The 12,853-nt window shown below is 61.6% G+C and carries 12 protein-coding genes and 3 pseudogenes; 10 read left to right on the plus strand and 5 right to left on the minus strand.

Translation table 11 applies throughout. The features are described from left to right. Positions 1–692: 692 nt before the first annotated feature. Positions 693–986, minus strand: coding sequence for a VOC family protein (locus H483_RS0120045; RefSeq protein ID WP_193746904.1), 294 nt, complete (start codon positions 984–986; stop codon positions 693–695). A 10-nt stretch (positions 987–996) separates the two neighbouring features. Between H483_RS0120045 and H483_RS0120050 the strand changes: the two are divergent. Next, positions 997–1,482: pseudogene (locus H483_RS0120050) on the plus strand (IS630 family transposase); the annotation flags it as partial. A gap of 36 nt (positions 1,483–1,518) precedes the next feature. On the opposite strand, the gene H483_RS39290 reads toward H483_RS0120050, so the two are convergent. From H483_RS39290 to H483_RS40485, 3 genes are all read right to left on the minus strand, one after another. After that, positions 1,519–2,022 (minus strand): hypothetical protein, encoded by a 504-nt coding sequence (locus H483_RS39290; RefSeq protein WP_152428043.1) that lies wholly within the window; start codon positions 2,020–2,022, stop codon positions 1,519–1,521. After that, complete coding sequence (locus H483_RS38875) at positions 2,019–2,669, minus strand: serine protease (RefSeq protein ID WP_081615234.1); 651 nt, start codon at positions 2,667–2,669, stop codon at positions 2,019–2,021. Before H483_RS38875 ends, H483_RS39290 begins: the two co-directional genes overlap by 4 nt. Positions 2,670–3,072: 403 nt before the next feature. Then, positions 3,073–3,360 carry a DUF3072 domain-containing protein gene (locus H483_RS40485; protein ID WP_031265158.1) on the minus strand — a complete coding sequence of 96 codons (288 nt, stop codon included), beginning with the start codon at positions 3,358–3,360 and terminating at the stop codon, positions 3,073–3,075. A gap of 147 nt (positions 3,361–3,507) precedes the next feature. Here H483_RS40485 and H483_RS40215 point away from each other — a divergent pair, with 147 nt between their 5' ends. The 7 genes and pseudogenes from H483_RS40215 to H483_RS0120080 all read left to right on the plus strand — a co-directional run bounded on the left by H483_RS40215 (position 3,508) and on the right by H483_RS0120080 (position 9,778). Next, positions 3,508–3,780 carry a YrhK family protein gene (locus tag H483_RS40215; RefSeq protein ID WP_238556374.1) on the plus strand — a complete coding sequence of 91 codons (273 nt, stop codon included), beginning with the start codon at positions 3,508–3,510 and terminating at the stop codon, positions 3,778–3,780. Positions 3,781–4,112: 332 nt separating this feature from the next. Beyond that, on the plus strand, positions 4,113–5,513 hold the full coding sequence (locus H483_RS35215; RefSeq protein ID WP_042330094.1) for an IS1380 family transposase: 1,401 nt from the start codon (positions 4,113–4,115) through the stop codon (positions 5,511–5,513). 194 nt (positions 5,514–5,707) lie between these two features. Next, positions 5,708–6,001, plus strand: a complete 294-nt coding sequence (locus H483_RS39920; RefSeq protein ID WP_095719256.1) for a transposase — start codon at positions 5,708–5,710, stop codon at positions 5,999–6,001. Continuing rightward, the gene (locus tag H483_RS38885) at positions 5,998–6,882 is read left to right on the plus strand and encodes an IS3 family transposase (RefSeq protein WP_202959127.1); all 885 of its coding nucleotides are present in this window, start codon (positions 5,998–6,000) and stop codon (positions 6,880–6,882) included. The genes H483_RS39920 and H483_RS38885 overlap by 4 nt, the downstream gene beginning before the upstream one ends. A gap of 345 nt (positions 6,883–7,227) precedes the next feature. Further along, positions 7,228–7,875 (plus strand): annotated as a pseudogene (locus tag H483_RS35220) (GMC oxidoreductase); the annotation flags it as partial. 218 nt (positions 7,876–8,093) lie between these two features. Then, positions 8,094–8,819 (plus strand): hypothetical protein, encoded by a 726-nt coding sequence (locus H483_RS39295; protein WP_020380581.1) that lies wholly within the window; start codon positions 8,094–8,096, stop codon positions 8,817–8,819. Then, complete coding sequence (locus tag H483_RS0120080; RefSeq protein WP_238556377.1) at positions 8,732–9,778, plus strand: TIGR00366 family protein; 1,047 nt, start codon at positions 8,732–8,734, stop codon at positions 9,776–9,778. The genes H483_RS39295 and H483_RS0120080 overlap by 88 nt, the downstream gene beginning before the upstream one ends. Before the next feature lie 75 nt (positions 9,779–9,853). Here the strand turns inward: H483_RS0120080 and H483_RS40620 are convergent. Beyond that, a pseudogene (locus H483_RS40620) lies at positions 9,854–10,525 on the minus strand (hypothetical protein); the annotation flags it as partial. Between H483_RS40620 and H483_RS40625 the strand changes: the two are divergent. Further along, the gene (locus H483_RS40625) at positions 10,416–11,495 is read left to right on the plus strand and encodes an NAD(P)-dependent oxidoreductase (RefSeq protein ID WP_193746903.1); all 1,080 of its coding nucleotides are present in this window, start codon (positions 10,416–10,418) and stop codon (positions 11,493–11,495) included. The pseudogene H483_RS40620 and the gene H483_RS40625 overlap by 110 nt on opposite strands. Positions 11,496–11,743: 248 nt before the next feature. Beyond that, positions 11,744–12,745: a glycosyltransferase gene (locus H483_RS38900; RefSeq protein ID WP_152428044.1), complete on the plus strand. Its 1,002-nt coding sequence runs from the start codon at positions 11,744–11,746 to the stop codon at positions 12,743–12,745. Positions 12,746–12,853: the final 108 nt, after the last annotated feature.

The raw sequence follows: 12,853 nt of genomic DNA on the forward strand, positions 1-12,853 counted from the left end.
GGGTTCTACTGTCTCTTCGGGCTTTTCCACCGCCGGAGAGTTCTGTTCCTCGGGCGGGACGGGGATGCCGTTCGGATTGGCACATTCGGACAGGCCCGCCACGTAATGATCTGTCTGCGGGCATCGGTACGGGTTCCTGGCCATCTGATCACTGCGCAGAGCTGCGCACTGCGGGTGGTACCCGTGCGATCCGTCGCTCAGCCAGCCACTCTCCGTCCACGCTCCCCCGCCGTAGACGCACTCGACGAGCGTCGGCCCGGTGGCTGCGGGAGTGGCCGCGACCGGCGCCCCCGTCGCCGCGGTCTCGTTCTCAGGCGTCCTTTCGACGGTCGTGGTGGTGGACTTGCTTGTGGTGGTCCGCGTCGATGACTTCGAAGTCGTCGTATCCGTGCTGGTCGGCTCGCCAGTCGCCGGTTCGCCCCCGCACCCGGCCACCAGTACGAGCGTCGATAACTCGGCGCCGACCACCCTCCACTTCGAGGAGTGCGAGAGATGTCGGCGGGTAGGTGCACTCAATTGCAGGCCCTTCGTCAGTGCCCGAGTGGGCGTCGTATCCCACCGATCATGCACTGAGCAAACGGCAAATAAGCGAGTTTCCCGGTTCAATGTCAACGCCGCTCCACTTCGAATGCTCAGACGTGTCGCACCAGACTGCGAGCCCGAGCACCGGGCCTGCCCTCAACGGCCCTCGATCACTCCTCGCAGAAACAGAACGGATGCCCCACCGGGTCGAGGTTCACCACGAAGCGCCCGTCGGGGCTGGGCTGGTGGTCGTGCCGGGTGGCGCCGGCGGCGAGGACGGCCGGCTCGGAGTCGGCGATCGAGTCCACGTAGAAGTCGAGGTGCATCTGCGTCGGCACCGGGCCGTCGGGCCAGGTCGGGGCGCGGAAGTCGGGGACGGTCTGGCACGCGAGCGCGAGCGCCCCCGGTTCACCCTCCGGTGGGAGGACGTCGACCCAGTCCGAGTAGTCATCGTCCTCACGGATCCGCCAGCACTACGTCCGCCACGGCACATCGACACTGTTCGCGGCGCTGGACATCGCCACCGGGCAGGTCACCGCCGCCCTCAAGCCCCGGCACCGCAACCAGGAGTTCCTGGCGTTCCTGAAGCGAATCGAGCGGGCATACCGGAACGTGGTCGATGCGGACGGCCAGCCGGTCGAGCTGCACCTGGTGATGGACAACTACGCCGCCCACAAGCACGCCAACGTCCAAGCCTGGCTGGCCGCCAATCCGCGGTTCACGGTTCACTTCACGCCGACCCACGCCTCGTGGATGAACCTGGTGGAGGTCTGGTTCGGCATCGTCGAGCGCCAGGCCATCCGCCGCGGAGTCTTCACCTCCGTCAAGGACCTGAACGCCAAGATCCGCGCCTTCATCGACGGGTGGAACCACTGCTCCCACCCCTTCGTCTGGACGAAAACCGCCGAGGAAGTCCTCGCGAAAGCCAACCGAAAGAACAATTCAAATGCGGACCACTAGGAGCGGCGACGCCGCGCAGGCGCATTCAATGGGCGCTCAATCAGCCCGATCTGTGGGCGGAAATGAGTCACCTGCGTCTAGCCGCACCTGCTCTATCAACTCGCTAAGGCTCTGACAAAGGGTTGCGCGGCCCGCGTTACTTAGCATCGAAAGAGTTACGGCAATAACCGGTATCAAAACCGTTGCAGCCACGCCAACATGAGGGGCAACTATTGCGGAAATAGCCCCCATCACCATGAGCTTTCCCGATTCCGAAACTTGCCTTATCTGCTCCTGCTCAGCAACGTACTGATCGTCCACACAAAGAAGCTTCTGAAATTCCATCAGAAAGTTCTCGTAAAAGCGACTCGCGGCGACTTTTGCGCCGCCATAAGGTGCTGTGTTCGCAGGACCTGAGTTGTAGAGCCAAGTCTTTGCTACTTCAACATGGTCTCGCGACTCCAACAACACCTGCAAGTGGTCGCGCTGGTAGCCCGGCAAAGCGTCCACCCAGTCCGGCCCGCCGCTAGCAAAAATACCTTCGTAAGCTCCACCTATCACAGCATCCCCTGAAGATACTCAGCTGAAACAGCATGGGTAGTCTGGTGAAGAGTCCAGGGATCAACACCACCGAGGCTGATCCCTCCCCCTCCCCCGGGGGCAAAACTCCCCACAAGAACAGCGACAAGACTCGACATCCCAGTGTCGAACACTGGCCCGCCGGATTGGCCTTCTCTCGCCTGCGTATTCAAAACGATGTGCTTACTCTTCACTCCGGAGTTATCGATTAGCACCCGCGCCCCAACATGCGCGTGTTGCTGAGTGAGCACGAACCTTCCGACGTTTGCGTGCGGAAACCCTAGCGTCACGATGCTCGAAGGCGGCGGTACGGCGTCTGTCCCAGAGATCGAATAATTGAATGACATCTGGACACCGGCTGCCTCTAGAACAGCTAGGTCCCGAATTGGATCTGGCGCGGACAATTTCAGTGGAATTGGCACCAGACTTGTATCGGACGTGTCCTGATACTCATAGAGACTGTTCACCTTCGGAGCTAACATTACTAAATCTCTGTCGTCCGCACCCACCACGTGGTAGGCAGTTGCGACCTTCGTAGGAGCAACAGCGAAACAAGTTCCTAGAAGCTGAACACCCTCAGGCCCCACCCGGCCAACTCCGTAAACCACTTGGCTCAGATCGACATACATCGCGCCCCCTTGGCTTAGCGAGTCCGATCATATCCTTGCATCCGCGAGCGAACTAGTGGTCCGCATTTGACGAACCGGCCAAGGTCGTTTCTTGAAACACTTCAGTATTCCGTAGGCCCGCGGCCCACCCCATCGAGCCTCGCGGCGAGGTGATGTGCGCGACGGGCTTCGTGCCGGTCATCTCGTGCTCAACCATCAACAGGTGGAATTTCGGCTCGCCGCAGCGCCCGCTCGAGTTCATCGACGTCCCAGTTGCCGGAGGGCCACCACTGCGCATCTGGGTAGACGTCCCGCGGTAGGGCGATGGCTCCACGGGCGAAGGCTCCACGCGCGAACTGACCGACGACGCGACTATCTGGTGGTTCCACCCCACGCCGTCTTAGCCCGCCCCCGCGCCGGCTCGTCAGTCGATCTGCGGATTGCCATTCTGCAGGCGGTCGATGTGCTCGGACGCCTCGGCCCGGGTCAGCGTTGCCGGGAATTCCTCGTCAGCCTCACGCGCGAGCGTGTCGAGGTAGCTCTTCTGCGACTGCGTCATGTGTTCGTCACCGGTCACCCAGTCGTCTGGGCCCCGGCTCAGCGAATTGTCTCCGGTGGTGCGACGCTCGCGGACCGGGGCGCCCCGTGTCTCTTGTTCGCCCGGTGTCTCGTCTCCAAAGTCGCGGTTCGGATTCGGCCCAGAATTGGTAATGGCTTCGACGCTACGCCTTGATCTGACCCGTTTCCACCTGCAGCGAGGCCCCGGCAGCAGCGAAGAAAGCTCCGGTCCCGCTCACTCCGGAACCGCTACGAGTCGCTGAGCATCGCCAACGACGTGCTCATCGGACTCTGGTTCGCCGTGGTCAATGCCTTGTTCTTCTCCGAGGCTACCGTTACCGCCGCTACCGTGCTGTTCGTCCTCGGCAGCCTGCAGATGCTCATCCGGCCGGTCACGACTGAGTCGACGACTCCACCTCAGGCGCCGCGGCCACGACGAGTCAGAGGCCCAGCAGGACTTCTGAAGTGCTCCCCGGGAGCTCAGCAACTGCCGGGGCATGCGCGGTTAGACATCGACAAGGCGAGCACTGGCCCACCGCCTGCTGGCTGCACAAGGCGCTCTCCACGCAGGTGAGGAATGGAGGCTCGGACTCGGACCTGAGTTCCACAAGTTGACGGCGATTCGGGGCCCTCGAGGGTGATCATCGCTGTTCACAGCGTCGAGAACGCGCCGGGCGGGTCACTGATCGGCCATTCATCGAGAGCCGCCCGAGCATCATTTCGGCCTGCGACGAGGACGTGTTAGGCCACGACGCGCCGGAACGCCCTGGTCCTTCGCTGAATTAACCCGGGTGATTCATGGGAATCTGCGGATCGCTGGGCGAAAATAGACCGAAGTGCTTCCTGAACAGGGGAAACTGGGACTTGTCTAGAGCTCCAGGTCCTCAAGCAGAAAGCACTCGGTAGGTGAAGCGTACTTCGTGGTCGGCTGGTCTGTCCGTTACTGCCGATGGTGTCGGGGTGATCTCTCACGCCGGCGCCATCGCTCCACGCCTTCTGGCTGATCAGGTCGGTCTGACCACCGAGCTGTCAGGGGCCATGGCTCGCCGCCGGTTCATCCCGATCCATGACCGCGGCCGGGTGTTGACCGATGTCGCGGTGATGCTCGCCGATGGCGGCGAGTCCATCTCCGACATCGGCGTCCTGCGCCACCAGTCCGGCGCCCTGGGCCCGGTGGCCTCAGCACCGACGGTGTGGCGGACCCTGGACGAGATCACTGCCGGCAAGCGTAAGAAGATCCAAGTCGCGCGGGCCCGTACCCGGCGTCACGTGTGGTCCCACCTGCCCGGCGGGGTTCCCGCATCCAAATGTGCAGGTCGGGACCTCGGATCGACGATCGTGCTCGATGTGGACGCCACCATCGTGGTCACCCACAGCGAGAAGGAGAACGCCGCGCCGACGTACAAGCGCACGTTCGGGTACCACCCGATCGGCGTGTGGTGCGACAACACAGAAGAGTTCCTCGCCGCGAGCCTGCGCCCGGGCAACGCCGGGTCAAACACCGCCGCCGACCACATCGACGTCCTGGGCCAAGCAACCGCCCAGATCCCCGCCGCTCACCGGCGCGACCTGCTGATCCGCTCCGACGGCGCCGGTGCCTCCCATGACCTTCTGGATTGGATCACCGAACAGAACGGCATCCGCGGTCGACGGGTGGAGTACTCGGTCGGGTTCTCGGTCACCGCCCCGTTGCGCCGGGCCATTGCGATCGCTCCCGAGGCTGCGTGGGGGCCAGCGTTGAATCCCTCCGGCGACATCCGCGACGGGGCTGAAGTTGCTGAGCTGACCGGGTTGCTCGCCTCCAGGATGCTCGCGAAGTGGCCGGACGGGATGCGGGTGATCGTGCGCCGCGAACGGCCCCACCCCGGCGCCCAGTTGTCGATGTTCGAGGAGATCGACGGGTGGCGCTACCAGGCGTTCGTGACCAACACCATCACTGGTCAGCTGCAGTTCCTCGAGGCCAGGCATCGGGCTCACGCCCGGGTTGAGGACCGGATCCGCCACGCGAAAGACACCGGGCTCGGCCGTCTGCCCTCACGGGAATTCGCGCTCAATCAGGCCTGGCTGGTGGCGGTGATGATCGCCGCGGATCTCGTGGCCTGGACGCGGATGCTGGCCTGCATCGGCGCGGCCGCAGTTCTGGCCTTGTGCGAGCCCAAAGCGCTGCGCTACCGCTTCCTGCACGTGGCAGCCCGGCTGACTCGTAGCGGACGACGGCGAAAAGTGAAGATCCCCGAAACGTGGCCCTGGGCCACCGCCATCGTCGCCGTGTTCAACACAATCGCCGCCATCCCCAAACCAGCCTGACCTCACCTGCCCGCCCACGACAGCACCACCCGGAGACCCGCCCACCGGCAGCGCCAGCCGGCACCCCCGCACGCCCACACGCGAAAACAAGCCCGCCGTCACCCGACATCAGTAGTTACACCGGTGGACCGTTCCCGTTCTGGTGGACACGCGGAGATGAGCGGAGAGTTCCCCCGAGATAGAGGGAGCAGATTATGGGATCGACTCGTCGGAGCTTCACTCCCGAGTACAAGGCCAACGCGGTAAGTTTGGTTATCGATGATGGTCGTGCGATCGCCGAGGTTGCACGCAGTATCGGCGTTCACGAGATGACGTTGGGGAAATGGGTGAAGAAGTCCCGAGACGAGGGAAACGGCGAGTCTGACCGCCCGTTGAATGAGGACGAGCGGGCGGAACTCGAGCGTCTCCGCGAAGAAGTGAAACACGCCCGGATGGAGGCGGAGTTCGCAAAAAAAGTAGCGACCTGGTTCGCGAAAGACCCGCGGTGAAATTCGCGGCTATCGCGGACTGGGCTGAATCCGATTCCTATCCGGTCACGTTCATGTGTGCTCAACTCGACGTATCGACTTCTGGCTATTACAAATGGCGTGGCAAATCCCGCTCAGCTCGAGACCTGCGGGACGACGAACTGACCACGCTGATCGAGTGCCTCTACGAGCGTCTCAACGGCCGCCCTGGCGTTCGTCGTATGCGCGCAGAGCTCGCCGCCGGCGGCCATCGGGTCTCGCACAAGCGGGTGTGGCGGCTCATGAAAACCGCAGGCCTGGAAGGCCGCCACCCGAAGGCGTGGAAGCGCACCACCGTCGCCGGAGAGCGCCCCGTTCCTGCACCTGACCTCGTCGGCCGTGACTTCACGGCGGCCGAGGCGAACACCAAGTGGTGCGGCGATATTACTTACGTGCGGACCTGGAATGGCTGGGCGTACTTGGCCACCGTCATCGATCTGCACTCTCGGATGGTCGTCGGATGGGCCGTGGCCGACCATATGCGCACCGAGCTGGTCACCGACGCACTGGACATGGCCATCGCTCGTCGTCGACCACCCGGAAAAGTAATATTTCACAGCGATCGCGGAACTCAATACACGTCCGCTGACTTCGACAAGTACTGCACGAAAAACAATATCCGACGATCGTTGGGGCGCACTGGAATTTGTTTCGACAATGCGGTCGCAGAATCATTCTTCGCGAGCTACAAAAAGGAACTCATTCACACGCGCCCATGGCCCACCCTGAAAGCACTCACAAAGAGCACATTCACCTGGATCGAGGAGTACTACAACAGGGCACGACGACATTCCACACTGGGATATTTGACACCAGCCGAGTATGAACTAGGATTCAGAGACATATACGAACTCGCCGCTTAATTGCAGTGGCCACTTTAGCGGGAACACTCCACGGCCCGTGAATCAGCGGGGTTAGTGCCCGGGGCCCTCGCAGGTCCGAAAAGCAAAGGGGCTGGTCAGGGCATCTCTTGAAAGACGTCGTCTCGGAACGCCCCGACAGAGCTGAGCTGGCCCGGCAAAATCTGCGTCGCAATCCGGCTGACCTGGGTGAACGCCGGGTGAACTCTTCATCTCCGAGAGCGTAGAAGTGCAACTGCCGCCGGGCTGGACGGACTCGTTAGTGCCCCGATATCAACGTCTGAAGATCGCTGACCAGCATCAATCACGATCCGCCGGCCCGATTTCACGCTAGGAGGTCCAACTCAGGTCGGCACCAGCAAGCTGCTCGTGTCGATGAAGGCGCAGGGCCTCCTGCCTAACCTCTCGTCCCAGGTGGGCGAGGGCTGGGGCAACAACGGCAACGTCATGGTCGGCCGCGCGAACCACATGTGGGACGCCACCGGCTCCAAACAGTCGACCATCCCCACCCTCGGGATCGACAACTGGGCCGACCCCACCGCGTCGATCTTCGCCGAGATCGCTCCCCTGCCGGCCGGGCTCGAGACCTACGTCAGCCTGTACCTGGCGATCGCCAACAACCCCGAACGGGCCCGCTTCCAGTTCAACGCCGCCACAGGCAAGATCGATCTGACCTGGAGCGTGTCCCAGAACCAACCGGGCATCGCCATGGCCAAGAGGGTCTTCGACAAGATCAACAAGAAGGAAGGCACCATCTACCGCACCGACCTGTTCGGTGTGTACAAGACCTGGGGCGACGACTTCACCTACCACCCCCTGGGCGGCTGCCTGCTCGGCAAGGCCACCGACAACCATGGGCGCCTCCACGAGTACCCCGGCCTCTACGTGGTCGACGGCTCCCTCGTCCCGGGCAACGTGGGCGTCAACCCGTTCGTCACCATCACCGCCCTCGCGGAACGGAACATGGACGCGATCATCGCGGGCGACCTGCAGTAGGCGCTGCGGGCCCGGCATGGACGGGCGGCGCCGCACGGGCCGGATCCGCACCGGGGTCCGGCCCGCGCAGCGGCTGCGCGGGCGGGTGCGCGGAATCGCCTGGAAGTGCCCTTTGCCCCGAGCGACTACCCGCGGTTCTCACGGCGATCGTGGTGTCCCCCCACCACCGCACAACGCCGTGGAGTGAAGCACTCGGCAGCCGTGCCACAATCCGCCACATGAGTTCCGGCGACGCGCGAAGCACTGCGATCAACGCTCTCCTAGACCGTGAGCCGGTCCTCCTCCGACAGGTCCTCGGTTACGTCCGGGAGATCTACCCCACCTACGAGGCCGTTGCGGACGAGGTCATCTCCTCGTCGTTCACCCAGAACATCGACATGTGCATCCGGGCGGTGGTGGATGGGCCCACACCACGCAGCCACAAACTGCGCGCCTACGCTCAGATCGCCAGGAAGCGCTTCGAACAGGGTGTTCCTGTGGAGGACCTCATCCGGTCGTACAAGCACAGCATCGGGCTCATCGCCGACGCGCTGACCGAGCTGTTCGAGGCCCACGGGGTCTCCCCACTGGAAAGTCTGCGGGCCTACCGCCAGATCTGGATGGTCAGCGACGTGCACTCGGCCGTTCTCGTCGAGGTCTACCGCCAGCACCAACTCCAACTCGACACCCGTAACCATGCGATCAAGAACGACTTCATCGACCGCCTGCGCTCCGGCGATTTCGACGACAGCGTCCTTGCCACCGCACAGACCCACTTCCGGCTCCGCGCGGACCTGGACTATCGGGGGTTCGTCGCCGTGATGGTGGGCCGCTCCGACCACGACATCTCCTGGTCGCCGCCTCCTACACCGCGGTCATCGCCACCCAACCGGTCTCGCTCGCGCTCACCGCTCCGCTGCTGGTCAATACCCCGGGGCACAGCCTGGAGAGCGAGATCGGGCTGATCCCGGTCACCGAGACCCTCTTCAGCCCCACGATGATCAGCGCGGCGGTGTCCGGCTTCATCGGCGTTCTCGTGGCCTTCATCCTGATGGCGCCCGAGAGCGAGGACGTCGTCGCGTTCTCGGGCCCGGAGGATCATCCCGGGGCCCAGGCGCCCGCCGACGAGCCCGACACCGTCTCGGAGCGCATCAACAACAGCCGGATCCTCAACTACCTCATCGTGCTCCTCGGCCTGATCGGCATCGTCACCTACTTCATGGCCCAGGGCTTCAATCTCGAGCTCAACATCATCAACTTCATCTTCCTCATCGTCGGTATCGCGCTTCACGGGAGCCCGGCGAAGTACGCCAGGTGCATCACGGACGGCATACCCGCGGCATCCGGGATCGTGCTCCAGTTCCCGTTCTACGCCGGCATCATCGGCATGATGGGCGGCGCCGGGCTGATCGTCCTCATCGGCGAGTGGTTCGCGTCGATCTCCACGGAGGCGACGTTCCCCCTCTTCGCGTACATCTCGGCCATGATCGTCAACATCTTCGTGCCGTCGGCCGGAGGCCAGTGGCAGATCCAGGGCCCGGTGTTGGTCGAGGGTCCTACGTCGGCCGCGTCCAGGCCCGACGTCGACGCCTTTGCCGGAATAAATGAAGGCTCCAAAATGAGTCACCCAGTCTCGCTTAGCGCCCAACGGCATGGATACCGGCCATCAAATGGCGATTGCCCTCCGCGCTATAGAAGGCGAAAGAATGTATGCAGAAACCAAAAACGGAATACCACCCACTGTATTCCTATTTCGAGCGAGGAGGGCGGCGACCGCCGAAGCTACCGCGATACCGGCCGCGACATGCCAGTGCTCGACTCCGTCGAAATCGACCAGTTTTTGATACGTGTGATCGCGATGAGGCTCTGTAATAGACTCACCACTACGCCACCGCCGAATGAGAGTCCATCCCGTGTCGCCTAGGTACAACACGTAGGGTGATGCCGTCGCGAAAACTGTATTCGGACCGCGTTCAGCAGCCGCCAGCAAGCCGAAAGCAATAACTGAACCAAATAGGTAGCTTCCTACATCTCCCAAGAATACATCGGCAGATGGGACGTTCCACGGCAGAAACGACGCACCTGCACCTAAGGCCGATGCAGATAGCGCAGCTTCACCCCACGCGCCGAACGAAACTAAGAGCGGCACCGAGAACGCCGACCACACCACTATTTGGCCGCCAGAAATCCCGTTGATGCCGTCCATAAAATTGAAAGAGTTGACTACCGCGGGCACCATGACCGATCCCAGAGCAGTCAAACCCAGCCCCCGCCCAAGCGCTCTACCGCCTAAGGCTCCGACGCACGACTGGGCGACGAGGCGAAGCAACGGGGGTAGCCCGATGCGGTCGTCGAGATACCCCACGGACGTGAGCGCGAAGGTGCCAAACAGCGCCGCGCTAGGCGCTCGAACTCCAACTGCCCGGGCGACGGTCTGCCCGGCAAGTATCCCAAACGCACACGCTAGGCCTCCTCCACGAGGAGTTGGAACGGCGTGGGACGACCTCCCGCCCGGCAGATCGAATCGCTCCAGTCTACGTAGCCTTCGAATCAAAGTCGGCATGACGGCCGACGTCACGACAGCGGATGTTCCCGCCGCCAGCGCTGCTGATCGTATCGTGGCATCTAACACGACACATAGCATCTCACACGACGGTGCACCCCGAGCCATCGATACTCACAGCAGCAGGGAGAATGAACAAGTGGATCCGACATTCGATGAAATATCGTCCGTAATTGCAGTTGTGGGGTCGACAGGATTCGTCGGCTCGGCCGTTGCGCAAGCCCTAAGTGAACGGGGAGTTACAGTTAGACACGTAAAGGCCCCCCGACTAAGGGCCGCTCCGAGTGGCAAGTCCCCCGTCATCGAAGAGCGCTCAATTACGATGGAATTGAAAGACGCGTTCAACGGGTGCACTGCCGTGATAAACGCCGCAGGAATCGCTGACGCAGGCGCGGTAGACTCTTATGCAATTTGGGGGGCAAACGCGGTTCTCCCAGGCATAATAGCCGCAGCCGCCCGATCTGCTGGCGCTCGAACCGTCCACGTATCCAGCGCGGCGGTTCAGGGCCGGCGAGCAACCCTAGACGCCTCGAATGAATTCGAAGGTTTCTCTCTGTACGCACGTTCCAAGATCACCGGCGAGCTTGCAGTAGGGGACGCCGACCACACAGCCGTGATTTACCGCCCCCCAGGCGTTCACGGCAAGAATAGACCAGTAACAATTACAGTCAGCCGTCTTGCGCGAAGCCCATTAGCAAGCGTGGCATCTCCAGGCACGGAAAACGCGCCGCATGCGCTTATCGAGAACGTGGCGGACGCAATCGCATTCTTAGCTACCGTCCGAATAACACCGCCAAACGTCGTCACACACCCATCGGAAAACTTGACCACCGCCGACCTACTGGAGAAACTCGGGAACCGTCGACCAGTCACGATCCCTCGCACTCTCGCGAGATTTGCAGTGTCGATTGCATTCAGGATCGGAGGCCTACGGCCAAGCCTGCTGGGCCAAGCTCGACGCCTAGAGGTTCTTTGGTTCGGGCAAAACCAAGCTTCAAGCTGGCTAACAGAGGTCGGCTGGGTGCCGAAGATTGACGCTACTGGGTGGTCTCGGATTAACGCTGGGAGTGAACTATAGGGTGAGACAAATATGAGAACAGCGATCAGGTCGATCACGTGGGTCGACAGTCCAGCACGGACATAAATTCACCCGCCGAGCAACATGGCTGAGTAGCACAGTGTCAATGAAGATGCTCCATTAACTGCCAGCGCAGACGCCACAAGCTAACGCGTGAACAGTCTCGAGATCGACCAGCAGGTGACTAGTCGTCAGCGGCATTGAGCCTATAACCAGATCAGATTGGAGATTCAGTGAGAATCGGAATCGTGGCAAGCGTAAGCGAACACATCGAAGCTTTTTGGCTAACGCTAGGACGCGAACTGGAGGAATTGGGACACCAGGTCGCATTCGCTGCCGGAGACGAAATGGACGATCACCGCTACACGCGAATCGTGGGACTATCCCGTCGCCCACATATCCAGAATCTGATCGCAGCTCGAAACCTGCGGCGCTGGACTGACGAAAACTGGTTAGACCTTGTCGTAACTAACACCGCGACCAGTTCGACACTTGTTCGACTATCTCATCTAAACGCTCCGGTGATTTATTTCGCGCACGGATTCCACTGGGATAGTGAATCCGGACCAAGCTACAAAATTTGGTCCGCTATCGAAAGCGCTCTCTTGCCCAAGACAGATGGCCTCCTGGTCTTGAATCAAGAGGACTACGGATGGGCGGCCCGCAGAGGCTACAGCGGGCCAATTTCTCGGCTCGAATACGGGGTTGGTTTGCCGCTTGAGAAGTTCACCCCTTCGCCGATACCCAGTACAAAAACCGCAGTCTGGATTGGCGAATTCTCCCAAAGGAAGCGTCCGGAGCTGGCTATTAAAACCGCCGCTCTCATCGTACGAGCCGTTCCGGGATTTCGTTTGGTCATGCTCGGCAAAGGTGCACTCCATAATAAGGCGCAACAGCTGGCAGCTCAGCTAGGTTTGTCCAATGTTATCAGCTTCCCAGGGCACGTTGAGCCGGGGCCGTATATAACTGATGCGACACTACTGCTTCATTCAGCGACGTGGGAGGGTCTGCCGAGGGTCGTGCTCGAGGCCCTGGCTGTCGGCAGACCGGTAGTCGGTCCAGACGTGAAGGGACTTCGGAATATACCCGGGGTAGTCACTTCACATTCTGACGCCCCGGAAGATCTGGCAGCGACCGCGCAGCAAGTTCTGAATAACCCTCATTCGATAACCATCGATCGACACCTCTTGGGGGTGGAATACGCGGCGAACCAAATAGAACAGTTCGCCGAACTAGTAATCGACCGCTAAAATAACAAGAGTGCAGGAATCGACGATTCAAACGCGGCACTCATCCCCGGGCCAGCTGGCCATCTTCTGCAGCTTAATAACATTTGTGGCTCTTCGCATCTGAGCGTG

Origin of the sequence: Dietzia sp. UCD-THP (genome assembly GCF_000349585.1) — a bacterium.
GTDB classification, from domain to species: domain Bacteria; phylum Actinomycetota; class Actinomycetes; order Mycobacteriales; family Mycobacteriaceae; genus Dietzia; species Dietzia natronolimnaea_A.

Bases quoted from the DNA above. Each gene is read 5' to 3' on its own strand.
- H483_RS38875 (WP_081615234.1), bottom strand. From the start codon at position 2,669: ATGTATGTCGATCTGAGCCAAGTGGTTTACGGAGTTGGCCGGGTGGGG.
- H483_RS39920 (WP_095719256.1), top strand. From the start codon at position 5,708: ATGGGATCGACTCGTCGGAGCTTCACTCCCGAGTACAAGGCCAACGCG.
- H483_RS39295 (WP_020380581.1), top strand. From the start codon at position 8,094: ATGAGTTCCGGCGACGCGCGAAGCACTGCGATCAACGCTCTCCTAGAC.
- H483_RS40625 (WP_193746903.1), top strand. From the start codon at position 10,416: ATGACGGCCGACGTCACGACAGCGGATGTTCCCGCCGCCAGCGCTGCT.